We start from the raw sequence: 25,798 nt of genomic DNA, 5'->3' as shown, positions 1-25,798 counted from the left end.
CCCCTGCATCCGCGGGATGTAGCCGTGGTGGTCGGCGCCCCAGACGTCGATCGCCGCGTCGAAGCCGCGGGCGACCTTGTCGAGGTGGTAGGCAATGTCGGGGACGAAGTAGGTGTACGAGCCGTCCTGCTTCCGGAGGACGCGGTCCTTCTCGTCGCCGAACGACGAGGTGCGGAACCAGAGCGCGCCATCCTGCTCGTACGACAGCCCCGCCTCGGCAATGCGCTTCAGCCCGGCCTCGACCGCACCGGCGTCGTAGAGCGCCTGCTCCGAGGCGGTCACGTCGAAGCGGACGCCGAAGGTCGCCAGCGTGTCGTCCTGCTCGGCGCGCTGCATCTGGAGCGCGGCGGCGCGGCAGCGGGCGATGCCCTCCTCGGCCGGAAGGTCGGCGAAGGCGCGCCCCTCCTGCTCGAGCAGCGTGGCGGCGTTCTCGGCGAGATACTCGCCGTGGTAGCCACCCTCGGGGATGCTCGCCTCGCGACCGACCGCCTGCTGCACCCGCGCCCAGAGCGACTCGGCGAGCCGGCCGATCTGCACGCCGGCGTCGTTGATGTAGAACTCGCGGGTCACCTCGTGACCGGTCCACTCGAGCAGCGCGGCGATGCCGTCGCCCAGCGCCGCCCCGCGGCCGTGCCCCACGTGCAGCGGGCCAGTCGGGTTCGCCGAGACGAACTCCACATTCACGCGGCGGCCGGCGCCGGTGTTCGACCGGCCGTAACCGGCGCCTTCCGAGAGGATGCGGGCGTGATCGGCCGAGAGGGTGTCGGCGGCGAGGCGGAAGTTGATGAAGCCGGGGCCGGCGATCTCGACTGCCTGCACGGCGGACGTCGGCAGGGCGAGCGCCGCGACAACGCGGTCGGCCATCGCCCGCGGATTGCTCCGCTCGCGCTTGGCGAGCTGCATCGCAAGGTTGGTCGAGAGGTCGCCGTGCGACGGATCGCGCGGCCGTTCCAGCGAGTACTCGAGATCGGGCGCGCCGAACTCGGCCGCGACGCGCGCAAGCGCCTCCCGCAGCAGGTCGCTCACGACGCGCTCGGCGTGGTCTTGGCCGCCGGCTTCGGCGCCTCGACCTTCGGGGCGGCCGCTTCCTTGGCCGGTGCGCTCTCGGACTTCTCGCTCTTCTCAGACTTCGGCGCGGCACCCTCGGCGGGCGGATCCTTCCGCGCGCCCTTCCCGTCCTTGCCGTAATCGGTGATGTAGAAACCACTGCCCTTGAAGATCAGGCCCGAGCCACCAGAAATCTGCCGGCTCGCCTTGGCCCCGCATTCAGGGCACTTGGTGAGCGGCTTGTCGGACATCTTCTGGATGCGTTCGAAGGCATGGCCCTCGTCGCAGCGGTATTCGTAGGTCGGCATGGTACTCCAGCTGTGGGCTAAACCAATGCAACCTCGAAAGATAACCGCGGGTTGGGCCGCACCCCCGGGGCTCTCTCGCGCCCCCCTGGCCCCCCCGTGGCAGCCGGCCCCCCGGCTGCGCGCCGGCGTGACCTCGCACCGACGGGTTCGATGCCACCCATGTGAAGCCGGATCACTGGAAGCGGGGCAGTCATCGGACGATCGTCGCCTGGCGCCAGTTGCCCTCTACATGGTCTCACACGGGGCATGGCGGCAACCTGCCTCGGATTGGCTGCGTCGTCGGCGATGGTGGGCTGGCGGCCTGATCGGATCGTTCTTCCCAAAATGACGGCGACCGCCTGAAGGTCGGCGGTCGCATTGTGGGAAAGTCAATTTTCGTTGCTGTGGACAAACGGTATAACTAGCTGTCTTAATGATATTTGCCAGCGACAGATCAAGTCATCTCGCAGTCATGGCGCGGCCAGCAGCTCCAGATGAGCAAGCACTCCGTTGTCCACACGGTGCCCTCCATCGAAGCCATGCAGCCGCGCCGGACACCCCGCAGCAACCAGCTTATCCACATCCGCGGCGACCGCTTCAGGTGCCACCCACTTGTCGCGGTTTCCCACAATCATCTCGATCGGGGCGCCCTGCACCGCTCGGCTGAGCGCCAGCGGATCGACCTCGGGGGCGACTGTCCCGCCCCAGCAGACCAGCCGAGCCACCGGCCGAACGCCCCGCGCCACCCACCGACTCGCCGCCGCCACGCCCTGCGAGAAGCCGTGGACCTCGAGCCAAGGGATGTGGCCAATGACCTCCTCGACCACCCGGTCCAGGTACCCCTGCTGGTCCTCCAGCTCGTGGTCGCGGTCCTCCCGCGTCATCCACGACGCCCCCACTGTCCGGATGCCATTCCGCTCCTGGTAGAAGCGAGAGAGCCCCTCAGGCGCCACCAGGACGCGTCCGGGCCGCTCGGCGGCCTCGAACCAGTGCAGGATCCCCTGCGCCATCATGCCGTAGCCATGGAGGATCAGCCAGGCCTCGGTGGAGGTGGCCGGATCGCCCACCACGCCAATTCTGGCGTGCCTGGGGACGACGAGGGAGCGGTATTCGGGGGGCACTAGAGCTCCAGAGCCCGACGGACCGCGTCGGCCGAGCCGAGGCCGGTGCGGAGGCGGACCAGCTCGAGGCGCGCGAGCTCGAGGGCGTCGCTGATCTGGGCCTGCCGCTGGCGGGTGGCCTCGAGGTGCGTCGCGAGTTCCTGGCGGAGTTCCTCGCGACGCGCCGCCACGGCCCCCTCCGCGTTGCCAGCACCCTCGCCGGCCTCGGCGATCGCCGCGACCAGCTCGTTCTCCCGCTGTCGCAGCGCCGGGAGTTCCTCGGCGAGTTTGGCCATCCGCGGCGCGGCATCACCGAGGCCCTGACGGAGTGCCTTCGGCAGCGCGGCCAGCGCGGTGGCATGTCCGGCACCGGTCACGCGCGCCGAGCCTGCGGCCCCGGTCGAGCCGAGCCCCACGTCCCCGCCGCCGGGCATCCGATAGCCGGCAAGCCGGAAGACGAGGCGGCCGAGCGGGCCGCGCCAGAAGAGCCCCTGAATCTTCAAGAAGGGGTTCGGCTTGAGCGGATCGGAGGCAAGCATGGTGACGCCGAGGCCGAAGGCGATCGCGGCGGAGAAGGCGATGACAAGCCCGGGCGCGGTGACCTGCCACATCAGTGGTCGGTCGACTGGCCGGAACCGCATATAGGTCCGGACAAGCCAGGTCGCCACCGGCGCCCACGCGAGCGAGAAGATCGCGACCTGGATTCGGCGCTTCCGGCGATGCATCTCGTCGGGCATGGCGCGGATGGCGTCGCGGGTGAGCGTCTCCTCGGCGATCAGTGCCCCGGAAGCGGCGTAGACATCGCGATAGCGGAATCCCTGACGGAGCAGCATCCGGACGCGGCCCCCGGCCTGCACGACGAGTCCCCAGACTGCCGCGAGCGTGACCACGCCGACGAGGAAGATGTCGCCGTCGTTGCGGGCGTTGCTGGCGCGGTCCACGACCAGGAACGTGACCATCGTCAGGGCGCTGATCGCGAAGATCGAGGCACCGAACCGCTGCAGGAAGACGCGGACCTGTGGTGCGACTTCAGGGGCCGTGCGGCGCATCCCGTCGAGCGCCGCGGCGAGCGACTCGCCGTCGGGCCAGCGATCCTCCGGCGCCTTGGCGAGGCAGCGATCGATCGCCTCGACCAGCTCGGCGGGCGCATCGGGGCGGAAGGCACCCACCGAGGGCGGCGCCTGCGTCAGATGCATCGCGAGCAACGAGGTCGGCGTCGACCCCTCGAAGGGTAGACGCCCCGTCAGTGCAAAGAAGCCGACGATCCCCAGCGAGTAGAGGTCGCTCCGGCCGTCGAGGACGTCCCCGGCCGCCTGCTCGGGGCTCATGAAGTGCGGGGTGCCCACGACCTCGCCGACGCGCGTGAGGCCGTCGGCCGGCGCGGCGGTCGTGCTGCGCGCGATGCCGAAGTCGGTGACGAGTGCGCGCTGGGTGGCGCGCTCGATCAGGATGTTGTCGGGTTTGACGTCGCGATGGACCACGCCGCGGCCGTGCGCATACGAGAGCGCCCACGCCACTTCCTGCAGCAGCCGCACCGCCTCCTGCACCGGGACAGGGCCGGCCCGCCGCACGCGGGCACCCAGCGACTCGCCATCGACGAAGCCCATGACGAAGGCGAGCATCCCGCCGCGTTCTTCGACGGCGTGCACCGGGACGATATGCGGGTGGGAGAACGACGCCGCCATCCGCGTCTCGCGGAGGAAGCGTTCGCGGAGGTCGTGCTGCGTGGCCAGCTCCGGCGGCAGCACCTTGATCGCCACCGAGCGATGCAGGTGCGCGTCGCGCGCGAGCCAGACGGCACCCATCCCGCCGCGCCCCAGCTCCCGATCGAGCACGTAGTCGTCTCCGAGCGCCTGCTGCAGCTCGGTGGCCAAGTCGGCCATCAGGCGTGCCCCGGCCGGTAGACACCCCAGACGCCGCGGAGCGCGTCGCTGATCTCGCCGATCGAGGCGCGTGCGCGCACCGCCGCGATGATCGGCGGCATCAGCGAATCGCCCGTTCCTGCGACACGCGCCACCTCGGCGAGCGTGGTCTGCACCGCCGCCGCATTTCGCGCGGCCTTTACGGCGGCGAGCTTGGCGCCTTGCTCGGCGGCCAGTGCGCCGAAGTCTGGAGTGGGGATGACGGGTGGCGCGGAGTCGTCGGTGAAGCGATTGATGCCAACCACGGTCTGCTCGCCGGACTCCTGCGCCTGCTGCTGCGCCCACGCACTCTCGGCGATGGCCTCCTGGAAGTAGCCCTGCTCCACGGCCACCGCCGCGCCACCGAGTTCGTCGACCTGCTCGATCAGCGCGCGCGCCTCGGCCTCGATCCGGTCGGTGAGCCCCTCGACATACCAACTGCCGGCGAGGGGATCGACGCTGCCGGTCATCCCGCTCTCGAAGGCGAGGATCTGCTGGGTGCGGAGTGCAAGCGTCGCCGACTCGCGGGTCGGCAGCGCCAATGCCTCGTCGTAGCCGTTGGTGTGCAGCGACTGCGTCCCGCCCAGCACCGCGGCCAGCCCCTGCACCGTCACGCGGACGATGTTGTTGAGCGGCTGCTGCGCCTGCAGCGTGACGCCGCCGGTCTGGGTGTGGAAGCGGAGCCGGGCCGATTGATCGTCGGCGCCGAAGCGCTCGCGCATGAGGCGGGCAAAGAGGCGCCGCGCCGCGCGGAACTTGGCGATCTCCTCGAAGAGGTCGTTGTGGGCCGCAAAAAAGAACGAGAGCCGCGGGCCGAACGCGGAGAGCGGGACGCCGGCCGCGATGCCGCGCCGCACGTACTCGAGCGCGTTGCTGAGCGTGAAGGCGACTTCCTGTACCGCCGTCGCACCGGCTTCGCGCATGTGGTAGCCCGAGATCGAGATCGGGTTGAAGTTCATCCGCTCGTCGGCGACATAGCGGAAGATGTCGGTGATCAGCCGGAGCGACGGCTCGGCGGGATAGATGTAGGTCCCGCGGGCGATGTACTCCTTGAGGATGTCGTTCTGGATCGTGCCGCCGAGCTGGGCCTGGGTAACGCCCTGCTCCTCGCCGACGACGATGTACATCGCCAGGAGGATCGCCGCCGTGGCGTTGATCGTCATCGACGTTGTGACCCGGTCGAGCGGGATCTCGGCGAAGAGGAGCTTGAGGTCCTCGACCGTGTCGATCGCCACGCCGACGCGGCCCACCTCGCCCACCGCCATCGGGTGGTCGGAGTCGTAGCCCATCTGCGTCGGGAGGTCGAACGCCGTCGAGAGTCCGGTCTGGCCGGCATCGAGCAGCGCGCGGAAGCGGAGGTTCGTTGCCGAAGCGGTGCCGAAGCCGGCGTACTGCCGCATCGTCCACGGCCGCTTGGTGTACATCTCACCGTAGACGCCGCGCGTGAACGGGAACTGCCCCGGCTCGCCGACATCCTGCACCGGATCGCCAGTCCAATCGGCCGGTCGCGCCACCAGCGGCGCCTCCACGCGAATCCTACCGCTCACGCCGTCCCCTCGGTCTCGGCGATCACCATGTTGACGTACTCGACGTCGGCCGCGCCGCCGATCACGAGCGGGACGCGCTCATGGAGGGCCGTCGGCATGATGTCGAGGATGCGCCGCTTCCCGTCGCTCGCCGCACCACCCGCCGCCTCGGCGAGGAAGGCCATCGGCGCGCACTCATAGAGCAGCCGCAGCTTGCCGTTCGGATTCTTGGTGTCACCCGGATACATGAAGATCCCGCCGGCGATCAGGTTGCGGTGGAAATCCGCCACCAGGGCGCCGATGTAGCGCGAATTCTTTCCCTTGAGCCGGGCCGGGTCGTCGCCCTTGAAGCCGCGGACGGCGCGCTGCATCCCCTTCGACCAGCGCGGGAAGTTCGACTCGTTGACGCTGTAGTACTTGCCGGTCCGCGGCGTGGTGATGTCGGGATGCGATAGCAGGAACTCGCCAATCGTCGGATCGTACGTGAAGCCGTGCACGCCATGCCCCGCGGAATAGACCATCATCACGCTCGAGCCGTACATCACGTAGCCAGCCGCCACGATCTCGCGGCCCGGCTGCAGCACGTCGGAAAGTTGCCCCGGCCCGGAGGTCGTCACGCGACGATAGATCGAGAAGATCGTTCCGACCGCCGCGTTGACGTCGATGTTGGCGGAGCCGTCGAGCGGATCGAAGAGGACGGCATACTTGCCCGCGGGCACGCCATCCGGAATGGCGATCAGCTCCTCGTCCTCCTCGGAGGCCATGGCACAGACGCGCCCGGTATGGTTGAGCGCGTTCTTCATCGTCTCGTTGGCGTAGACGTCGAGCTTCTGCTGCTCCTCGTCCTGCACGTTGATCGAGCCGGCGGCGCCGAGGATGTTGACGAGACCGGCCCGCCGGATCTGGGCGCCGATCAACTTGGCGGCGAGGGCGACGTCATAGAGCAGATTGGTGAGTTCCCCGGTCGCATCGGGGTGCTCACGCTCCTGATCGAGGATGAAGCGCTCGAGGGTGGTGACCTGGGTGTTTGGGAGCACGGCGTCTCCTGGGGCCGGCGCGACGGCCGGCGGTAAACGTCGCGAGACCCGAGGCGCCCCGCACGGTGAATTCATGTCCGTCGGTCTCGACGGTGATGTGGCCTTCCCGGTCGGTCCGCCAGATCCGTGCCCCGGCGTGCTGCAGCCGGCTCATGGCCTCGGGGGTGGGGTGGCCATAGCGGTTCTGCCCCACGCTCACTACGGCGACTTGTGGCCGCGTCTCGGCGAGGAAATCGGCCGACGAGGCGGTTCGGGAGCCATGATGCCCAACCTTCAGGATGTCCACCCGGCCGACGGCCCCGGCGAACGCTCGCTCCGCAACCATGCCGGCATCCCCCATCAGCAGCGCCCGAAAGTCGTGCCAGCGGACCTCGAGGACGGCGGAATCCTCATTGAGGTCCTCGCCGGCGCTGGGCCAGACTCGCGGCGGATGCACCAGGCGGAAGGAGACGCCGTCCATCTGGAACTGTTCGCCCGCGACGACCGGGTGCCAACGGACCCCGCGCCGCGCAATTGCTTCGAGCCAGGCGAAATAGGCCGTTTCCTCGAACGACTCTCCCGGGTCCAGTGCGACCCCGACCGGCACGGCATCGGTCACCGCCGCCGCCCCGCCGACATGGTCGCGGTGGGCGTGGGAGAGGAGGATTGCCTCGAGTCGCGTGATGCGGAGACGGCGGAGGAGCGGCACCAGCACCTTCGTCCCGGCATTCCAGCGAGCGTCGGCGGGGCCCGCGTCGACCATGATCCAGTGTCCAGCCGGCGTGCGAATCAGCGCGGCGTCGCCCTGCCCCACATCCGCGAAAACTAACGCGAGATGTCCGTCTCCGATGGGCCGGGGCCCGGCGATCCCCGGCAGGAGTGTTATCCACATCGCGGCGACCCCACCCCACGCGAGCCGGCGCCCGGCCTCCTGCGCCGTCGTCCGACCCGCCACGGCCCACGCCGCGAGGCCCAGGGCCGCGAGCCACGGCAGCGAGGCGCCGATCCCCGCCGCGCCTGCGACGCCAGCACCGGGGGCGTTCGAGCCCACCTCCGCAACTCGTTGCAGTGCGGCGAGCAGTACCCCACCCGAGGCGGCAAAAGCGGCGGCCATCGCAGGGAGGAACGGGTAGAGCAGCAGCGACGCGAGCAGCGCCGGGACCAGCAAGGCCGCCAGTGGCACCGCGACGAGATTCAGGAGAATGCTGATCGGCGCAACCTGGCCGAAGACCATCGCCGTGAGCGGCGCGGTCGTGAGCATCGCCCCGATTGAGCCGACCAGCGACCGCACCAGGGCATGCTTCGACATGGTGCGATCGCTCCACCGGGTCGCGACCGTCACGCCGAGCAACGCCGTCACCGAGAGCCATGCCCCGACCGAGATGACGGCCGCGGGATCGAGCAGCAGGACAAGGAAGGCACTGAGCGCCAGCAATGCACCGGGCGTCACCTGCCGCTGGCGCCATCGGCACCACGCCAGCATCACGCCGAGGAGCGCGGCGCGAGCGGCCGGTGCGGGCCAGCCGAGGAACGCGGCATAGCCGACGGCCACGGCGGCGGCGGCGGACTCGGCGGGATGCCTGCGCACGCCAACGAGATGCAGGATGAGCAGTACCCAGCCGGCGAGCAGGCCGACATGGAATCCGGAGATCGCGAGAATGTGCACCAGGCCGGCGGCGGTGAACGCCTGCTGCACATCGGGATCGATTTCGCCGCGCCATCCGACCAGCAGGGCGGCGACCATCGCCGCGCGCGGCCCGTAGAGGGCATCCACGCGCGTCGCGATGCCGTTCCGCGCGCGTGCGAGCAGGCCGGGGTGGCCCCAACGACGCTCGATCCGCCGCACCACGAGCAGCCCGCCGCCAAAGCCGAGTGGCAGCTGACGTGGCAACCACCGTGCGGTGACCGCGACGAATTCTCCCGCCCGAGGCGCGCTGTTCCGAGGCCAGCGCACCATCACGGTGCCGCGGCAGCGCCCAGGGAGCTCGGCGCGGCCGCTTCCCTGTCCCGGATCGACCAGCCGGAGCACCAGCCGTGATTCGCCGAGTGGCAGACGGGCGGTGCACCGCATCGGACGCGCGTTGAGCTCGGCGATCGCCGCGAGCACCCCGCCCAGGACGGCGAGCGCCACGAACGCTCCGGCGCCACGACGGAGGATGTAGATCGTGATCACGAGGACCACGACAACGAGGCGAGGGTCGGAAAAACGAGCGAGGCCGGTCACGAGACCGGCCCCGAAGGCAAACAGCAGGAGAAGCGCGCCGCGCGGCGGGCTCATCCGGGTGCGGCGGTCACCGGACGTTCGCGCGGCACCCGGGCGACCTGACGCAGTGCCTCGATGACCTGCACCTCGATCGTCGTCCGATGCTGCGCCGTGTCTAGCGCGACCTCGGTCACGGCCTTGCCAGTCGAAGTCACGACGTATTTCGGCTGCAGCCGGTTCAGCGCATAGACGACCACGTCTTCCCGGTGATTCGGGGTATCGAGGAAGCCGGGGACCATTCCCTTGAGACGATCGTATGCTTCGTGCACGTGGTGTTCCATCACATTCAGGATCATAGAACCGCCAGAGCAGGTTGAGCGAGCGCCGCCGTGAAGGTGGAGCCCGTGGTGCCAGTGAGTCGCACCTGGTGGTAGGTCCCGATCGAGGAGACCGGCAGATCCACCAGGACCATCGCATTCTGGCGCGTGCGCCCGAGCATCAGGTCGCCGCGCTTTGCCGGCCGCTCCACCAGGACCTCGTGCCGCTCGCCGACTCGCCCCGCGTTCCGGCGGCGCGTCTGTGCCCGCGCCGTGGCGATCAATCGGTCGAGCCGTTCCGAGGCCACCTCATCGGGAACGTGATCCTTGATCTTCTCCGCCGGCGTCCCTTCGCGCACCGAGTACTTGAAGGTGTAGGCGTCATCGAAGCCGGCCGCTTCCACGATCGACAACGTCTCGGCGAAATCCTCCTCGCGCTCCCCGGGGAACCCGACGATGATGTCGGTCGAGAAGGTGATCGCCGGGATCGCAGCTCGCAGTTCCCCGACCACTTCGAGGTAGCGCTCCCGCGTGTAGCGGCGCAGCATCCGCTTCAACGTCGCATTCGAACCGCTCTGCACCGGCAGGTGTACATGCTCGCAGACGGCCGGGGTCGTTGCCATCGCCTCGATCACGCGCGGCGTGAAGTCGGTCGGGTACGGCGACGTGAAGCGCAGCCGGCGAATGCCATCCACCGCACCGATGGCCCGGAGCAGGTCGGCGAAGTCCCGGGTGCCATCGTGGTAGGAGTTCACCGTCTGCCCGAGCAGCGTCACCTCGGACACGCCCTCCCCCGCCAGACGCTGCACCTCGGTCACCACATCCGTCAGCTGCCGACTCCGTTCGGGACCGCGCGTCGTCGGCACGATGCAGAAGGTGCAGCGGTAGTCACAGCCGCGCTGCACGGTCACATAGGCCGTCGGGCCGGGTTCGCGGAGCTGCGGGATGTCCTCGTAATGCTCCCACCCCCGGTACTCGACGTCGGCCCGACGCTGCCCGGCCGCCGCGTGACTGAGCAGCTCCGGCAAGTTCCGGTAGGCATCGGGGCCGACGACGAGGTCCACCGCCGGGACCTGTTCCAGAAGGATCGGTCCGAGGCGCTGCGCCATGCAGCCCACGACCCCGAGGATGACGCCGGGGTGCTTGTGGCGCTGCAGCTCCCCGACCCGGCCGATGACCCGCTGCTCGGCGTTGTCGCGGACGGCACAGGTATTGACCAGCATGACGTCCGCGCCCTCGGGCTGGCTCGCCTGGGCATAGCCCTCCCGCGCGAGGACACCGAACATCAGCTCGGTGTCCGCCACGTTCATCTGGCAGCCGTAGGTTTCGATCCAGACCTGCTTCATGGGTTCGACGTCCGGCTCAGCTGCCCGGCCGGACCGAGATCCCGAGGGTGAACTGCCACCCGGTCTCAGTGTAGTTCACGCCCTCCTTTCGGCGGACGCGCTCCAGCGCGAGGTCGATCCCGCCCAGATCCCGCGCGAAGCGGATGCCGGTGCCGACCGAGAGACCGAATTCAGTCGGCGTCCCGTCCGCGCTGATGCGGAACGGCAGTTCCGCATAGCGGACGCCAAGCCGCAGCGGCTTGTTCGACGGGCGGCGGGCATTCGAATAGAGCTCCACTCCACCGGAAAACTCTCGGGTGTCACGGGCGCCAATGGCGCCAGCCGCCACGAGGCCGCTGTCGGCGCGAGACCAGTCGCGCACGATGGCCTGACCCGCCACGACCAGCCGTCGCGAGAGCTGGAGGCGTACGCCGCCGGCAAGTTGCGTCGGCATCGAGACTTCGCCGCTGGGCGTGGAATCACGCTGGATGGTCATCCGGCCGTCCCGACGAATCGAACCGGCCACGGCAATGCGGGGCGTCGGATGCAGAAGAAAGCCGGCCGAGAATCCGATCGCCTGGTACGAGAGCTCGGCCTTTTCCTCGAGCGCCGCGTACTCGGGATCATCCCAGACCCGACGCGTCGACATCCGGTTGGACCCGGTCAGGAAGTGCAGCCCACCGCCGACGCTGAGCTTCGGCGACAGGGCGTAGCCTGCCGCGATCCGGAGGTCCGCGATGCCGCCCCGCGACGTCAACGTGTCGGTCACGCCGACGGGGACTCCGCGCGGCGACGCCTGACCGACCGACACCAGCTGGAAGTCGCGATCGGTGAACATTGAATACGAGACGCCCACCACGAACCGGGTTCGCGGGATCGGACCGCCGATCAGCACCTGGGGGAAACGGGTATCCCGCCCACTCGCCTTGCCCGCCGGATTGACGGAGGTCCGCGAGTTGTTCGACATGGTGAAGACGGCCGTCGTCAGCGAGAGGGTCGACAGCGAGGCTGGATTGAGGCTCGACTCGCCATCGAAGAGCCCGAGCGCTCCACCGCCGCCGAGCACGCGCGCGGAGGCGGATCGCCCCGGCAGGCCGAGACCGCGCACTCCGAACTCCGACGACTGGGCGGCCAGCGGCGCGGCGACGAGGGCCACGGCGGCGACGAGCAGTAGCGAATGACCACGCATCGTCAGAAGCCCTCGAAGGCGAAGCTGCGCCGGTAGGTGATGCGAAGCGTCGGTGCGCCACTGGCCGACCGCGACGAGCGGAACGCCGGGGCAAGGAAGGTTGCACCCTCCTGCCCGATCTCGAGGCGCAATACCGACGGCAACGCGTCGGCCCCCTGCCAGAGCCGCACCAGGGACGCGACCTCGAGGGTCACCTCGGTCTGACCCGTCAACAGGAAGGCTCCGTTGAAGAGATCCGTGGCGACCGGGGACTTCGGCCCAAGCAGCGCCAGGACCGGGTGCGCCAGGAGGGTGGCCGTGTCGGCCGGGATCCCGAACATCGGTTGATCCGCGGTGAGTTGGAGCGTCGCCCGCACGATGGTGACCGAGTCACGCAATTCCGGGGGCAGCGTAAAGCGGATGAAGCTGCGTGCCACCGGAAAGCCGCCGACGGCCAGCAATCCCGGCGTCGGCGGTGTGGTTCCGCTCCGAACGGTGAAGTTGGTCGAGGGCAAGCGGGTAAAGATCTGACTCCGGAGCGCGGTGTCGGCGACCTCGACGCGCGTGTACCACGTCACTACCGGACCTTCGCCGCCGGCCGCCGCCGTGCCGACACGGATGCCGGTGGCGTTGGTCGAGCGCACGCGCACCCCAACCTGCAGTCGGCCGCTGTCGGCGGGCGTGAAGGCCACCTTGGCGAGCGTCGCGCCGGAGAGCACGATGCGCATCGCCCCCGTCCGCAACCCGGAGGTCAATTCGAACTCCGCCAGGAGTTGGTCCGGGGTCATCGCGGCATCGATCGCGCCGATCGACGTCGAGGAATCGATGGCGAGCGGGAGGCGATACAACTCGACCACCCCGCTCACGACCGTGCTGTCACTCGCCTGCAGGAAGAGCGAGACCGCGGCCGAATCGACGGTGAAGACGCGCGCGGTATCCTTGACGAAGACCGAGTCTCCGCGCGACTGGAAGGCGACGATGCCGCGCGAGACGCCGTAGGCGCCGCCGTTGGCCACCAGCAGCGACAGCAACGACGATTCGCCGACGTAGCCGGAGTAGGAGGTATCCAAACCGACCGTGGCGGTCAGGATGGTGTCGCGGAAATCCGCGACGCCACCCGGACAGAGATTGGGGCAGTTCACCGGCGTCGTGAGCTTTTCGGTGCAGGCCGTGGCCAACAGGGCCACCACCGCCAGGGAGAGGAGGCGTGAGGTCACTCGAGCACGTCCCCGGTGAAGGCGGCAGGCAACAGGTCGCGAATGGTCCACTCCTTGGTCTCGGCTCCAGCACAACTGATGACGGTCAGCGCCAACCCGAACTCGGCAAGCACCTGGCGACAGGCCCCACAGGGGGCGATCGGATGCGGGGCGTCGCTGACCAGCAGCAACCGCACGAATTTCCGTGCCCCCGACGAGATGGCGGCCGCCATGGCGCTTCGTTCGGCACAGATGGTCAGGCCGTAGGATGCATTTTCCACATTGGCCCCGACGAAGACCGCCCCTTCGGCAGTCTCCAGCGCCGCCCCGACGTGAAAGCCGGAGTACGGCGCGTACGCCCGCTCCCGCCCGCCCTCGGCCGCCGCCCGCAGCTCCGTCAGTTCCACACCCGCTCCAGGAAGGACGTGCCGGCCTCAAGGGGGCGCACCCCCAGAAACTCCGCGATAGTCTGCCCCACGTCGGCGAAGGTCCCCAGCTCCCCAAGGGGCACCGGGCGGACCCTGGGGCCGATCGCCAACACCGGCACACATTCCCGGGCATGGTCGGTCGACGGGGTGGTGGGGTCGTTCCCGTGGTCGGCGGTGAAGATAATCAGATCCTCCTCCCGAACCTGCTTCAGGAGACGGGGAATCCAGCGGTCCAGTTCCACCAATCCCTTCTGAAAGCCAGCCACGTCGTTCCGGTGACCCCAGCTCTGGTCGAACTCGATCACGTTCGCGAAGAGCATCCCACGGCGCATCGCCAAGAGTCCCCCCTCGATCAGGGCGTAGGCGTCCGAGTTCGTGGGGGTGTGGATCGAGGTGATCCCGCGCCCCGCGAAGAGATCGTCCACTTTCCCGACCCCGACCACGGGGAGGTGGGCCTCGGCCAACCGGTCGAGGAGGGTCGGCCCGGTTGGCTGCCGCGAGAAGTCCTTCCGATTGGCGGTGCGCTGCCATGCCCCAACGGTCCCCTTGAACGGCCGGGCAATGACCCGCGACACGCCATGGGGGTCCACCAGGAGCTCCCGGGCGACCTGACAGGCGGCATACAGCTCGGTGAGCGGCACGACCTCTTCGTGGGCCGCAATCTGGAAGACCGAGTCCGCCGAGGTGTAGACGATCCACTGGCCCGTGGCGACATGCTCCGGGCCGAGCTCATCGAGGATGACCGTCCCGGAGGAGGGTCGGTTGCCGAGGACCCCGCGACCGGTCCGCTCCGAGAAGGCCGCGAGCAACTCCGCCGGAAAGCCGTGGGGGTAGGTCGGGAACGGCACGGGCAGCTGCACGCCACACAGTTCCCAATGTCCGGTCGTGCTGTCCTTTCCGGCACTGTTCGGTTGCGCCACGCCGCGCGCGGCCGTCGGCGCTGCCACCTTCGCGATGCCGCTGTCGCCGCAGTCGCCGAAGCCGAGCGCCTCGAGGTTCGGGAGACGCGGGGCACCCGGGGCGCGCATGACATTGCCGAGTGTCGCGCTTCCGAGGTCGCCGTACGCGGCGGTGTCGTGCGCCGTCCCGACGCCGAGGCCATCGAGGACGATCAGGGCGGCACGACGACTCACGTCTTGGCCGTCGCGAAGCGGAAGCGCAGCGCCGTCAGCGCCTGTTCCATGAGCTTCGCCTCATCGGCGTCGAGATTGCCGCGCGTCCGCTCCTCAAGGGCACCAAGCGTATCGATCAGCGCCTTGGCGAACTGACGCGCATCACTGGCGCCGGCATCGGCGGCGCCGGGCGGGAATTGACCGTCCATCGCCGCGTTGGCCTGACCGGCGAGGCCGAGAATGAGAGAGGCGAAGTGCTGGTTCATGACGACCTGTGGTAGCGGCGCGGGAGGCGTGCCCCGAGCCCGGTGAGAAGTTCATACGCGATCGTTCCACCCAAGGCGGCTTGCTCGTCGAGCGAGACCAGACCGCCAAACAGTGTTGCCACGTCCCCCAGCGAGACCGGCAGGTCGCCGGCGTCGACCATGAGGTGATCCATGGTGACCCGCCCGACGATGCGGAGCCGCTGCCCCAACAATTCCACCACGCCGCCGTTGGACAGCCGGCGGTGCATCCCATCTGCGTAGCCGATGGCGATCGTCGCGATCGTCGTCGGATGGGGTGCGCGCCAGGTTGCCTCGTACGAGACGGTGCCACCCGCCGGCAACCGCCGGACGCCGACAACACGGGCGCGAACCGCCGCGACCGGAACGGCATCGAGTCCCGACAGGCGCCCTCCATAAAGATGGATGCCTGGCCGCGTCAGATCGGCGGCGTAGGAGGGACCGGCACCCCCGGCGGCCGAGTTGGCGGCATGCACCAGCGGCGGGCGGCGGCCGAGGGTGGTGATCGCCTGCTGCAACCGGCGCCACTGGTCGGCGGTTGCGAGATCGTCCCCCTCGGCCGAGTGGAAGTGGGTATAGACTCCCTCCCATCCGGCTGCCGAGGCAAGCAGATTACGCGCGTCCATGAGCTGCGTGACATCGTCCCACCGCAAGCCGGAACGCGACATTCCGGTATCGACTTCGAGGTGAAAGGGTCGATCGCCGAGGGCGAGCCAGGCGCGGAGTCCCTCGAGGTTGCCGATCGTCGGACGCGCAGCCACCGAGGCGGTCGCCTCTGCCAGGTCCGGCAGCATCGGCGAGCAGATCAGGATCGGCCGGAGGACACCGTTGACATGGAGTTCGCGTGCCTCGTCGATGGTCGCGACGCCGTAGCCCCAGGGCTCCACCTCGGCGAGGGCACGGGCCACGGCGACGGCGCCGAGGCCATAGCCATCGGCCTTGACCATCGGCAGCATCGGGACGCCGGTCCGCGCCGCAAAGGAACGGGCATTGCGGACGACGGCATCGAGATCGACGTCCACCCAGGCCCGGGCGGTATCGGGGGTCACGGGATTATGCACCATCGGAGACTAGGACTCCCGGAGAACGGATGCAAGACGAATCGGCCCTCGGCAGGGCGGTGGCGATGGTGGCGGACCTGCGCGAGCGGTGTCCCTGGGACCGGGTCCAGACCCGGCAGACGCTGCGCCCCTACCTGATCGAGGAAGCGCACGAACTCGCGGCCGCCCTCAGCAGCGACCAGCCCGCCGCCATCCGCGAAGAGGTCGCCGACCTGATGCTCCACCTCGCCTGGCAGCTCGTGCTGGGCGCGGAGACCGGGGAATTTAGCCCGGACGACATCGCCGATGACCTGGTCGGCAAGATGCAGCGCCGCCACCCCCACCTCTTCGACCTCGGAGAACGGGAGCGATGGGAAACGCTGAAGGCGCGGGAACGGCCGACCAGTCGAGGCACCCTCGGTGGCCTCCCGACCACGCTGCCCGAGCTCCTCATGGCCTACCGGCTGCAGGAGCGGGCCGCCGGCGTCGGCTTCGACTGGCCCGACACGCGCGGGCCGTTGCAGAAGGTGGCCGAGGAGCTCGCCGAGGTGGAGGCCGAGCTGGTCATCGGTACCGACGACCCGACAGCGCTCACCGAGGAGATCGGCGACCTGCTCTTCGCGGTCGTCAACCTGGCCCGCAAGGCCGGCGTCCAGCCAGGGATCGCCCTCGACCGTGCCAACGCCAAGTTCCGCCGCCGCTTCGAGGCGATCGAGACGATCGCCGCCGAGCGAAGCGTGGTGCTCGGCGACGCGACGCTGGAGGAGCTGGATGTGATTTGGGATGAGGTGAAGCGAAACGAAGGATGATGGATGATGGATGATGGATGATGGATGGCCGTCGCGGAACGAACAATCCATCATCCATGATCTATCATCCATCATCCCGAAGCGGAATACCGCGACTCACGGATAGAGTCTGTGAATCTGCCGCGGAAACGCGATCGCCTCGCGAATGTGCGGAATGCCGCAGATCCAGGCGACGGTGCGCTCGAGGCCGAGGCCGAAGCCGCTGTGCACGAAGCCGCCGTACTTCCGGAGGTCGAGGTACCAGCCGTACGAGGCCGGATCGAGCCCCTGATCCTTGATCCGCTGCAGCAGCTTGTCGTAGTCCCCTTCCCGCTCTGACCCGCCGATGATTTCGCCGTAGCCTTCCGGGGCGAGGCAGTCGTTGTTCAGCACCGTGCGCGGATCGTCCGGGTTCTCCTTCATGTAGAACGCCTTCACTTCCTTCGGATAGTTCATCACGAAGAGCGGCTTGTCGTAGGCCTTGGCGAGCGCGGTCTCGTCGTCGGCGCCGAGGTCGGTGCCCCACTGGATGTCGGAGCCCTGGGCCTGCAGCGCGGCAATGGCCTCGCTGTAGGTGATCCGCGGGAACGGCCCGGTGACCTTTTCCAGCGGCGCGAGGTCGCGCTCCAGTTCCTTGAGCTCTTCCTTGCGGCGTTCGAGGGCACGCTCGACCAGGTACGAGACAAAGTCCTGCTGCAACTCCATGTTGGCGTTGGAGTCGTTGAAGGCGACTTCCGGCTCGATCATCCAGAACTCGGTCAGGTGCCGGCGCGTCTTGCTCTTCTCGGCGCGGAACGTCGGCCCGAAGGTGTAGATCTTTCCGTGTGCCGCGGCAGCGGCCTCGCCGTACAGCTGTCCCGTCTGCGCGAGGTAGGCCTGGCCGAGGTCGAAGTACTCCGTCGCGAAGAGCTCGCCCGCCTGCTCGCCGATCGAGCCGGTGAGGATCGGGGTGTCGACGCGAATGAAGCCGCGCGCGTAGTAGAAGTCGTGGATCGCCTGCTCGATCTCGTGACGCACGCGGGCGATGGCGACCTGCTTCTTGCTGCGCAGCCAGAGATGCCGATGCTCGAACAGGAACGCGGTGCCATGCTCCTTCGGCGAGATCGGATAGTCGACGCTCGGCGCCGTCACCACCACGTCGCTCGCGGTGAGCTCGTAGCCGCCGGGTGCGCGCGCGTCCTCGCGCACCGTGCCGGTGACGGTGATGCAGGCTTCCTGCGTCAGCGTCGCGAAGCGCTCCCACGCCCCGTCGATCACCTCATTCTTCGGGAACACCGTCTGCAGGTAGCCGGTGCCATCGCGCATCACGCAGAAGGCGATCTTCCCCGACGAACGGGTGGTGACGACCCAGCCCGGCACCGTGACGACGGCGCCGACATGCTGGGAGAGTTCGGAGATGCGGACGAAGGACATGCGGAGGACCGGTGAACGGTGAACGGTGAACGGTGAACGGGTGAAACGTAAAAGGTGCCCGCCATCGCCGCCTTACTCGTGAGGGGTGAGGGATGAGGGGGCTTCATCCGCGGCCGTCAGACCGCGGCCACCACGGGAAGAACGCCGGTGTTCGGCGGACGTAATCCCGATAGCCGGGCTTGGAGTCGACGAGTGCCGACTCCAGCAGGGTCACCCCGGAGACCTTCAGGAGCAGCAGCGTCATGAGGATCGGGGAGACGATCGTCCACCAGAGGCCGGTCGCCGCCGCAAAGCACCATAAGCCCCACCACTGGAGGGCGTCGCCGAAGTAGTTCGGGTGGCGGGTGTAGCGCCAGAAGCCGGTATCGAGGACCTGGCCGCGGTTGGCCGGGTTGGCCTTGAAGCGGGCGAGCTGCCAGTCACCGCCGGCCTCGAAGGCAAACCCCACCGCCCAGAGCAGGCTGCCGAGCGCCCGTCCCCACGCTGCGCCAGGCGTCGCCGTCGCTGCGAGCGGAAGGCCGATCAGGAGCATCAGCGCCCCCTGAAGCAGGAAGACGGTGAAGAGGCTCTGCCACCACCAGCGGCCCCCGTTCCTGGCGCGCATCGCGGCGTACCGGGGGTCCTCGCCGTGCCCCCAGTTGCGATGGGTGATGTGCCACGTCAGCCTGAGCCCCCAGATCACCACCAGTGCCGCGAAGAGCCGATCGACCGTGCCACCGACCTCCCCGGCGAAGGCCGTGTGATGGTGCACCAGCAGCACGAAGCCGAGTCCCCAGATCCGGTCGACGAGTGAGCTGTCGCGGCGGATGAGCGAGGCGATCCAGCAGAGCACCACCAGCGCCGCGAGGAGCGGAGCCGCGGACACCGTCAGGAGATAGACGTCACGTGACGGCATCGGGCCCTCCGGCGGGCAGTGCGAGGTCGTCGAGGATGGCCGCGAGTCGCTCCGCCTCGCGCCACTCGTGCTCGAGCAGCTTCAGCTCCCCTTCGAGCGCACGGCGCTCGGTCTCCTCATGCGAGGCCATCTCGAGCGCGAGCCGGATCTCCGGTGCCACGTCGGCCAACGGGAACTGTCCCCGGGTCCCGAGGCGCAACGGCCGTCCGGTGACATAGCCGATGAGCATCGCCGGATCGTCGGAGGTCCGCTCGAGCAGTCGGGTCGCCTCCTGCACCTCACCCGCCGACGGCAGGCGACTCTCGATCGTCGGCAGCACCCTCGCGAGCCCCTCGTAGAGCTTGTCGCCCCGAAAGAAGCCGACGGCGGGGTGATCGCGGATGGACGTGATGGCGAGGGGATCGTCGCCGAGCACCACGTCGAGCTCGCTTCGATAGGGCACTTCGAGCCGCCACTGGTCGTCCTCGCGCGCCAGGACGGAGCGCACCATCGCCAGCGCGCGGACGCGGAGCAGGTTGCCGGTCCACGGATCGCGCACGAGGCGCACGGCGCTCACGGCGTGGCGCGGGCCGATCGCTCCCTCGAGGAAGGGGATGGCGATCAGCGTGCCGACCATCGTGGCCACATCGGAGATCCACGCCGCCACGCCGGTGTGCTCGCGCTGCGTCCCGAATGGGAGGGCACGCCGCCGCCGACGCAACAGCTCGCGGCCGTACCGCCACGCCGCGAACTCGGGACGAAGCGCCTCGCCGATCCGCACCAGTTCGGTGCCGTCCGGCATCCGGGCCATGCCGATCGTCCCGGTGGAGAAGCGAACGCGGGTGTCGCGGAAGTGGCGCTCGCACTCGTCGATCGCCTCGAGCCGATTGTCGAAGGGAACCAGGTTCCATCGGGCACAGCCGGGGCAGACGACCCAGAGCCGTCCCTTGGCCGGGTCAAACGCCAGGCGCCGCCCCACGGGGAGCGTCTCGAGGACGGCGTTCGTCCCCAACGAGTCGGCACAGAGGAGACAGGTGGAGTACATGGATGGGGTGGAGATTTTCGAATATTGGGGCGACAGATGGCGACAAGATGACAGTTGGGTGACAGAAGTCGATGATCGATCATCGATCATCGATCATCCTTCCGCCGGGCCAACTCCTCGTCGATCGACTCCGGCACCGCCAGCGAGTCGCTGATCTTCGCGAGCCGATCGGCTTCCTTCCACTGCCATTCCAGCACCCGCAGTTCGCCGGCGAGGGCGAGGCGTTCCGAGCTCTCATTGAGCGCGATCTCGGCGGCGAGGCGCCATTCGGACGGGGTCTTGGCGAGCAGCTGTGAGCCGCTGCCATCCATCACCGGTGAGAACGGGCCCGCGATGACGCCGGCGCTGTCGCCCTGTCGTTCGACCAGGTCGACCGCCTCGCGTACGGTGCGTTGGGTCCCGCCCCACCGATTCAGGCGCACGAGCACGCCGGCAAGTAGCTGTTCGGCCTCCGCACCGGTGAACTCGATCTCCTGCGACCCGGCCTTCCGAAGCTTGCGACTCATGCTGGACTCTTCCATCACCTTGGTGCGGATTAGCCACTCGTTGTTCGGTCGGCGCACGAGACGTGCCTTCGAGGCGAGCGCGTCGGACAGCTCGATCGGTGGGCCGTCGGCGCGTGGCACCCGCACCGTGACGCGACGATTCACCACAAAGAGGTTGTAGTAGTTCGGGAGCTGGCCGAGCATGCCGAAGGAGACGCCCATCGCGAGTCCGCCGGAGACCACCGCGATCCCCGCTGCGGCGACCCCGCCGGCAATCAGGAGGTTGCGGCGGCGGCGGCGCCCGAACGAGTCGCCGTAGCGCCACCCCGCGAACTCGGGCCGCTGCGCCTCACCGATCCGCACCAGCTCGAGCCCTTCCTTCACGCGCGCCAGCCCGATGTTGTCGGTCGAGTAGCGCATCGTGGTGCTGCGGAAGAGCCGCTCGCAATCGTCAATCGTTTCGAGGCGCGAGTCGAACGGCACCAGGTTCCACTTGGCACAATGCCGGCACACGACCCACAACCGCCCCTCCGCCGCATCAAACGCGATGCGCCGGCCGATGGGCAGGGTCTCGAGGACGTCGTTGGTGCCGAGGTCCTTGGTGCAGAAAAGACAGGTTGAGTAAATGAGAAACACTCCCCAGGGCTCGATGATCGATCATCGATGGTCGATGATCGATGTCATCCCGAGCGCAGCGAGGGAGCTGCGTGCTCGCGAATGCACTTACCCCTTCCGTTTCGCGAGTTCCTCATCCGCCGTCTCCGGCAGCGCCAGCGCATCGCTGATCTTGGCCAGCTCCTCCGCCTGACGCCATTCGCGCTCCAGAAGAGTAAGCTCTCCCTCGAGCCACTGCCGCTCGATGTCCTCGTTCATCCAGAGTTCGACGGCCATGCGGTCACCGGCGTTGAGCTTGTCGAGCACAAGGTAAGGGGCAGTGTAGTTCACCCAGTGTTTCGGGGTTCCGGCCTTGGGGACGTCCGCGAGTGCAACGGTGCGGCGGCGGAGCCAGTCCGAGAGATCGCCGTGATTCTCCGCGAGGATCCGGCTGCCTTCCTGCAACTGGGATCGTCCGCCAACAAGCAGGTTGAGGCCAGCGACAGCCCGACGCCCCACCGACTGCAGCTCGGCACCGCGGTAGGAGAGGACGAAGTCCCCCTTCTTGAGGTGCTTCGGGTGGGGAAGGTCCAGCGATGGCGTGCCGTCTTCCCAGGAAATCGTGGCGTGCTTCAGGTGACTGCGATCGAGTCGCACCGTCTCGCGCGCGGCGGGATCGGGATCGGGGAGCAGAAACCTGGCCTGGCGATTCAGCCCGGCATCCCATCCTGCCTTCACGAGTTGATAGCTGAGATAGCCACCACTGGCCGCCGCAAAGCCGAACGCGCTCAGCGCGGCGATCGCCCCCATTCCAACCACCACGCCCGCGCCCCCGATCAGATAGGCATTCCGCCGACGGCGGTTGTACTGCTCCCCATACCGCCACCCCGCAAACTCCGGCCGCTGCGCCGGCCCGATCCGCACCAGCTCCAAGCCCTCCTTCACCCGCGCCAAGCCGATGTTGTCGGTCGAGTACCGCGTCGGCGTGTCGCGGAAGAGTCGCTCGCACGCGTCGATGCTCTCGAGCCGCGACTCGAACGGCACCAGGTTCCACTTGGCGCAGTGCCGGCACACCACCCAGAGCCGACCCTGCGACGCATCAAAGGCGAGCCGCCGCCCGATGGGCAACGTCTCGATCACCTCGTTGGTGCCGAGGTCCTTGGTGCAGAAGAGGCAGGTGGAGTACACGGAGAGTCGTTAGTCGTTAGTCGTTGGTCGTTAGGGTCGTACGTCGTAGGTCGTAAGTCGTAGGTCGTAGGTCGTAGGTCGTAAGTCGTAGGTCGTAGGAGTTATGTCATCCTGAGCGAAGCAGCCCGCAGGGCTGCGCAGTCGAAGGACCTGCGTGCTCGCGAATGCACTTGGCCCTTATCGCTTCTCGCTTCTCGCTTCTCGCCTACTCCAGCGCCAGCCCATCGGCAATCTTCGCGAGTTGCTCCGCCTGACGCCATTCGCGCTCGAGAAGTGTGAGCTCACCCTCGAGGTAGTTGCGTTCGGCGGATTCGGCGAAGTACATCTCTACGGCCAGCCGCTCGACCTCGGGAAGCTTGCCGATGATGAGCATGGGTTCGCCATATCCCTGCCAATAGTCGGCACGATTCGCGGCGAAGACCGGGGAGCTCCCGGTGCGCGGATCGACGAAACCCGGCTCCTTCGACCGAAGCATCATCCAGCTCGAAAGATCGCCGTGGTGGTCTCCCAGTATTGTGGTCGCCGCCGCCAGTGCCTTCCGGCCCCCGTCGAGCAAGTTGACCCCGGCCATAACCCGTTGACCGATGCGAGGGACGTCATCGCCGTGCCACTCGAGCTTCCGGCTGAGGAGGGGCATGACGCGCAACACGGGCGTGCTATCCCGCCACGCGACGCGCGCGCTCGTCATCGCCGTTCGCCAGAGTGTCTGGCGGACGCCATTCCGAGGATCGACGACCGCCATCCGGCCTCGGGAAGCTCTGAGTGCTGCGAATGCGACGTCGCCCCATTGATAGGCGAACACCGCTGCAAGCGCTCCCATGCCGCCAGACAGGCCAGGTGCCAACACTGCCCCACCCACTAACGCCGCGCCGCCAACACCGATCAGGAGGTTCCGCCGACGCCGTCGCCTGAACTGGTCCCCATACCGCCACCCCGCAAACTCCGGCCGCTGCGCCGGCCCGATCCGCACCAGCTCCAAGCCCTCCTTCACCCGCGCCAAGCCGATGTTGTCGGTCGAGTACCGCGTCGGCGTGTCGCGGAAGAGTCGCTCGCACGCGTCGATGCTCTCGAGCCGCGACTCGAACGGCACCAGGTTCCACTTGGCGCAGTGCCGGCACACCACCCAGAGCCGACCCTGCGACGCATCAAAGGCGAGCCGCCGCCCGATGGGCAGCGTCTCGATCACCTCGTTGGTGCCGAGGTCCTTGGTGCAGAAGAGGCAGGTGGAGTACACGGAGAGCCGTTAGTCGTTGGTCGTTGGTTGTTAGGGTCGTACGTCGTAGGTCGTAGGTCGTAGGTCCTTCGACTGCGCGGCCCTTCGGGCCATTACGCTCAGGATGACAACTCCGAGACAGGCCATCGATCATCCATCATCCATCATCCATCATCCATCATCCCACCCTAAACAACGTCTCCCCCCTCGGATACCGCGTCACCACCCGATCCTTCAGCGCCTGATGCTCGCGGCGGTCCAGGGTCGGGTCGGCGTCGAGAATCGTGCGCGCGAGGGCGCGCGCCTCGGTGAGCAGGTCGGTGTCGTCCGGGAAGCGGGCCACCTTGAAGTCGACGCCGCCGGACTGCCGGGCGCCGAGCAGGTCGCCTTGCCGGCGCTCCTGCAAGTCGAGCTCGGCGATCGCGAAGCCGTCGTCGGTCTTCGAGAACGCCCGGAGCCGCTCCGGGACGTCCTCGCCGACGGTGAGCAGGATGCTGTGCGAGTCGCCGCTCCCCCGTCCGACGCGGCCGCGGAGCTGGTGCAACTGCGCCAGCCCGAAGCGCTCCGGATGCTCGATGACCATGACCGTCGCATTCGCGACGTCGATCCCGACCTCGATCACCGTGGTGGCGACCAGCACGCCGATCTTGCCGTCGCGGAAGTCGCGCATGACCTGATCACGCTCTGGTGCCTTGAGCCGGCCATGCACCAGTCCGACCGTCACATCCGGCCACTGCGCCGTGAGCGAGGTCGCCATCGTCTGCGCCGCGCGCAGGTCGGCCTTCTCCGACTCCTCGATCACCGGCAGGACGATGTAGACCTGCCCGCCCTTGAGTGCCGTCTCGCGCAGGAACTCGAAGACCCGCCGACGTTGCGACGGCGTGCGGACGGCGGTGCGGATGGTGCCGCGCCCAGGCGGCCGCTCCTTGAGCAGCGAGGCATCGAGGTCGCCGTAGCGCGTCAGTGCCAACGAGCGCGGGATAGGCGTGGCGGTCAACAGCAGCACGTCGGGTGCCTCCCCCTTCCCCATCAGCGCAGCGCGTTGCTCCACCCCGAAGCGGTGCTGTTCGTCGATCACCACCAGGCCGAGGCGCTGGAAGGCCACCGACTCCTGCACGAGTGCATGCGTCCCGACAACCAGCTTCGTGGCACCGGTGCGCAGCCGGGCGTGCGCCGCCTTCTTCTCGGCTGCGGTCAGTCGCCCGAGCAGCAGCTCCGGCACGAGCCCAAGCGGGGCGAGCAGCGTCGTGAGCGTCCGGTGGTGTTGCTCGGCGAGCAGTTCCGTCGGCGCCATCAGGGCGGCCTGGCAGTCGTTCTCCAGCGCCAGCAGCATTGCGAAGAGCGCCACCACCGTCTTCCCGGTGCCGACATCGCCCATCACGAGGCGGTGCATCCGCTCCTCGTGCGTCATGTCCTCGAAGATCTCGCGGATCGCCTTCTTCTGGTCGCCGGTGAGCGGCCACGGCAGCGCCTCGCGCAGCTGTGACGTGAAGGTCTTGTGCAGCGTGAAGGTCTGGCCGCGCTGCCCATGGCGCGCCACGTGACGAGCGCGCGCCAACATGAGCTGCAGGTCGAGCAGTTCGTCCAGTGCCAACCGGCGCCGTCCCGACTCCGCCTCCGCCATCGTCGTCGGGCGGTGCACAGCCCGCAGTGCATCCGCCAATGACGGCAACGCAAAGCGGTCGCGCAGCGTCGGGTCGAGGACGTCCGGCACCAACGGCGAGAGGGTGTCGAGGTGCGTCTCCATCAGCGCGCGGATCTGCTTGTGCGAGAGCCCCTCGGTGGCGGGATAGACCGGGAGGATCCGCCCCGCGGCAGCCGGATCGTCGGCGTCGCCGAGAATCACCAGCTCGCGCGGTGCCATCTGCCGGCCGTGATAGAAGCGGATCGGGCCTGCCACGAGGATCAACTGCCCCACGGCCAGCGTCCGGTCGAGGAACGCCTGCCCGGGCCAGGCACACTCCAGCAACCCGCTCGCATCCTTGAGCACGGCATGGAAGACCCGCAGCCCCTTCCGCGTCGGCAGCACCCCCTTGCTGACGACCGTACCGATGCACGCCACATCATCGCCGACACGCGCCTGCGCGAGCGGCGTGGTGGTCGAGGCGTCGATGTAGCGATGCGGCAGGTGGTGCAGCAGGTCGTGCACCGACACCACGCCCAGCCGCGCGAAGGCGTCGGCGCGCTTCTCGCCGATGCCTTTCAGGAACTGGATGGGAGTGTCGAGGCGGAGTTGGGCCATGAGACC

At 68.5% G+C, this 25,798-nt stretch carries 22 protein-coding genes; 1 reads left to right on the top strand and 21 read right to left on the bottom strand.

Annotation, left to right across the window (positions count from 1 at the left end):
* The 14 genes from IPP98_15450 to alr all read right to left on the bottom strand — a co-directional run.
* Positions 1 to 1,026 (bottom strand): arginine--tRNA ligase (locus IPP98_15450; protein ID MBL0180490.1); only part of this gene is annotated, 1,026 nt, incomplete at its 3' end.
* Positions 1,023 to 1,355 carry a zinc ribbon domain-containing protein gene (locus IPP98_15445; protein MBL0180489.1) on the bottom strand — a complete coding sequence of 111 codons (333 nt, stop codon included), beginning with the start codon at positions 1,353 to 1,355 and terminating at the stop codon, positions 1,023 to 1,025. The genes IPP98_15450 and IPP98_15445, both read right to left, overlap by 4 nt.
* A gap of 449 nt (positions 1,356 to 1,804) precedes the next feature.
* The gene (locus IPP98_15440) at positions 1,805 to 2,455 is read right to left on the bottom strand and encodes an esterase (protein ID MBL0180488.1); all 651 of its coding nucleotides are present in this window, start codon (positions 2,453 to 2,455) and stop codon (positions 1,805 to 1,807) included.
* Entirely contained in the window at positions 2,455 to 4,317 is a 1,863-nt protein-coding gene (locus IPP98_15435) for a serine/threonine protein kinase (protein ID MBL0180487.1), read from the bottom strand. Before IPP98_15435 ends, IPP98_15440 begins: the two co-directional genes overlap by 1 nt.
* Positions 4,317 to 5,882 carry a methylmalonyl-CoA mutase gene (locus IPP98_15430; GenBank protein ID MBL0180486.1) on the bottom strand — a complete coding sequence of 522 codons (1,566 nt, stop codon included), beginning with the start codon at positions 5,880 to 5,882 and terminating at the stop codon, positions 4,317 to 4,319. Before IPP98_15430 ends, IPP98_15435 begins: the two co-directional genes overlap by 1 nt.
* Positions 5,879 to 6,973, bottom strand: a complete 1,095-nt coding sequence (gene fbp / locus IPP98_15425) for a class 1 fructose-bisphosphatase (GenBank protein ID MBL0180485.1) — start codon at positions 6,971 to 6,973, stop codon at positions 5,879 to 5,881. Before fbp ends, IPP98_15430 begins: the two co-directional genes overlap by 4 nt.
* A gap of 2,178 nt (positions 6,974 to 9,151) precedes the next feature.
* Positions 9,152 to 9,436 (bottom strand): late competence development ComFB family protein, encoded by a 285-nt coding sequence (locus tag IPP98_15420; GenBank protein MBL0180484.1) that lies wholly within the window; start codon positions 9,434 to 9,436, stop codon positions 9,152 to 9,154.
* The gene (gene miaB / locus IPP98_15415; protein ID MBL0180483.1) at positions 9,433 to 10,743 is read right to left on the bottom strand and encodes a tRNA (N6-isopentenyl adenosine(37)-C2)-methylthiotransferase MiaB; all 1,311 of its coding nucleotides are present in this window, start codon (positions 10,741 to 10,743) and stop codon (positions 9,433 to 9,435) included. The genes IPP98_15420 and miaB overlap by 4 nt, the downstream gene beginning before the upstream one ends.
* Positions 10,744 to 10,759: 16 nt before the next feature.
* On the bottom strand, positions 10,760 to 11,911 hold the full coding sequence (locus IPP98_15410) for a hypothetical protein (protein MBL0180482.1): 1,152 nt from the start codon (positions 11,909 to 11,911) through the stop codon (positions 10,760 to 10,762).
* A 2-nt stretch (positions 11,912 to 11,913) separates the two neighbouring features.
* Complete coding sequence (locus IPP98_15405) at positions 11,914 to 13,107, bottom strand: hypothetical protein (GenBank protein MBL0180481.1); 1,194 nt, start codon at positions 13,105 to 13,107, stop codon at positions 11,914 to 11,916.
* Positions 13,104 to 13,487 carry a cytidine deaminase gene (locus IPP98_15400; GenBank protein MBL0180480.1) on the bottom strand — a complete coding sequence of 128 codons (384 nt, stop codon included), beginning with the start codon at positions 13,485 to 13,487 and terminating at the stop codon, positions 13,104 to 13,106. Before IPP98_15400 ends, IPP98_15405 begins: the two co-directional genes overlap by 4 nt.
* Positions 13,484 to 14,647, bottom strand: coding sequence for a phosphopentomutase (locus IPP98_15395; protein MBL0180479.1), 1,164 nt, complete (start codon positions 14,645 to 14,647; stop codon positions 13,484 to 13,486). The genes IPP98_15400 and IPP98_15395 overlap by 4 nt, the downstream gene beginning before the upstream one ends.
* Positions 14,644 to 14,892 (bottom strand): DUF1844 domain-containing protein, encoded by a 249-nt coding sequence (locus IPP98_15390; protein ID MBL0180478.1) that lies wholly within the window; start codon positions 14,890 to 14,892, stop codon positions 14,644 to 14,646. Before IPP98_15390 ends, IPP98_15395 begins: the two co-directional genes overlap by 4 nt.
* Positions 14,889 to 15,974 carry an alanine racemase gene (gene alr, locus IPP98_15385; GenBank protein MBL0180477.1) on the bottom strand — a complete coding sequence of 362 codons (1,086 nt, stop codon included), beginning with the start codon at positions 15,972 to 15,974 and terminating at the stop codon, positions 14,889 to 14,891. Before alr ends, IPP98_15390 begins: the two co-directional genes overlap by 4 nt.
* A gap of 26 nt (positions 15,975 to 16,000) precedes the next feature.
* On the opposite strand from alr, the gene mazG reads away from it, so the two are divergent.
* Complete coding sequence (mazG, locus tag IPP98_15380) at positions 16,001 to 16,759, top strand: nucleoside triphosphate pyrophosphohydrolase (GenBank protein MBL0180476.1); 759 nt, start codon at positions 16,001 to 16,003, stop codon at positions 16,757 to 16,759.
* A 96-nt stretch (positions 16,760 to 16,855) separates the two neighbouring features.
* Here the strand turns inward: mazG and asnS are convergent, their stop codons facing one another.
* The 7 genes from asnS to recG form a co-directional block, all read right to left on the bottom strand.
* Positions 16,856 to 18,151: an asparagine--tRNA ligase gene (gene asnS, locus IPP98_15375; protein MBL0180475.1), complete on the bottom strand. Its 1,296-nt coding sequence runs from the start codon at positions 18,149 to 18,151 to the stop codon at positions 16,856 to 16,858.
* Between the two features lie 103 nt (positions 18,152 to 18,254).
* Positions 18,255 to 19,046: a DUF1295 domain-containing protein gene (locus IPP98_15370; GenBank protein ID MBL0180474.1), complete on the bottom strand. Its 792-nt coding sequence runs from the start codon at positions 19,044 to 19,046 to the stop codon at positions 18,255 to 18,257.
* Positions 19,033 to 20,070, bottom strand: a complete 1,038-nt coding sequence (locus tag IPP98_15365; protein MBL0180473.1) for a hypothetical protein — start codon at positions 20,068 to 20,070, stop codon at positions 19,033 to 19,035. The genes IPP98_15370 and IPP98_15365 overlap by 14 nt, the downstream gene beginning before the upstream one ends.
* An 86-nt stretch (positions 20,071 to 20,156) precedes the next feature.
* On the bottom strand, positions 20,157 to 21,191 hold the full coding sequence (locus IPP98_15360; protein MBL0180472.1) for a hypothetical protein: 1,035 nt from the start codon (positions 21,189 to 21,191) through the stop codon (positions 20,157 to 20,159).
* A gap of 87 nt (positions 21,192 to 21,278) precedes the next feature.
* The gene (locus IPP98_15355; protein ID MBL0180471.1) at positions 21,279 to 22,337 is read right to left on the bottom strand and encodes a hypothetical protein; all 1,059 of its coding nucleotides are present in this window, start codon (positions 22,335 to 22,337) and stop codon (positions 21,279 to 21,281) included.
* Positions 22,338 to 22,542: 205 nt separating this feature from the next.
* Positions 22,543 to 23,571 carry a hypothetical protein gene (locus IPP98_15350; protein MBL0180470.1) on the bottom strand — a complete coding sequence of 343 codons (1,029 nt, stop codon included), beginning with the start codon at positions 23,569 to 23,571 and terminating at the stop codon, positions 22,543 to 22,545.
* Positions 23,572 to 23,728: 157 nt separating this feature from the next.
* Entirely contained in the window at positions 23,729 to 25,792 is a 2,064-nt protein-coding gene (gene recG / locus IPP98_15345; GenBank protein ID MBL0180469.1) for an ATP-dependent DNA helicase RecG, read from the bottom strand.
* Between the last annotated feature and the right edge of the window lie 6 nt (positions 25,793 to 25,798).

This window comes from Gemmatimonadota bacterium (assembly GCA_016720805.1).
GTDB lineage: Bacteria > Gemmatimonadota > Gemmatimonadetes > Gemmatimonadales > GWC2-71-9 > Palsa-1233.
This window is presented reverse-complemented; position numbering and strand designations above follow the sequence as displayed.

Bases quoted from the DNA above. Each gene is read 5' to 3' on its own strand.
- IPP98_15370 (MBL0180474.1), bottom strand. From the start codon at position 19,046: ATGCCGTCACGTGACGTCTATCTCCTGACGGTGTCCGCGGCTCCGCTC.
- alr (MBL0180477.1), bottom strand. From the start codon at position 15,974: ATGGTGCATAATCCCGTGACCCCCGATACCGCCCGGGCCTGGGTGGAC.
- asnS (MBL0180475.1), bottom strand. From the start codon at position 18,151: ATGTCCTTCGTCCGCATCTCCGAACTCTCCCAGCATGTCGGCGCCGTC.
- recG (MBL0180469.1), bottom strand. From the start codon at position 25,792: ATGGCCCAACTCCGCCTCGACACTCCCATCCAGTTCCTGAAAGGCATC.
- IPP98_15420 (MBL0180484.1), bottom strand. From the start codon at position 9,436: ATGATCCTGAATGTGATGGAACACCACGTGCACGAAGCATACGATCGT.
- IPP98_15435 (MBL0180487.1), bottom strand. From the start codon at position 4,317: ATGGCCGACTTGGCCACCGAGCTGCAGCAGGCGCTCGGAGACGACTAC.
- IPP98_15410 (MBL0180482.1), bottom strand. From the start codon at position 11,911: ATGCGTGGTCATTCGCTACTGCTCGTCGCCGCCGTGGCCCTCGTCGCC.
- IPP98_15445 (MBL0180489.1), bottom strand. From the start codon at position 1,355: ATGCCGACCTACGAATACCGCTGCGACGAGGGCCATGCCTTCGAACGC.
- mazG (MBL0180476.1), top strand. From the start codon at position 16,001: ATGCAAGACGAATCGGCCCTCGGCAGGGCGGTGGCGATGGTGGCGGAC.
- fbp (MBL0180485.1), bottom strand. From the start codon at position 6,973: ATGAATTCACCGTGCGGGGCGCCTCGGGTCTCGCGACGTTTACCGCCG.
- IPP98_15390 (MBL0180478.1), bottom strand. From the start codon at position 14,892: ATGAACCAGCACTTCGCCTCTCTCATTCTCGGCCTCGCCGGTCAGGCC.
- miaB (MBL0180483.1), bottom strand. From the start codon at position 10,743: ATGAAGCAGGTCTGGATCGAAACCTACGGCTGCCAGATGAACGTGGCG.
- IPP98_15365 (MBL0180473.1), bottom strand. From the start codon at position 20,070: ATGTACTCCACCTGTCTCCTCTGTGCCGACTCGTTGGGGACGAACGCC.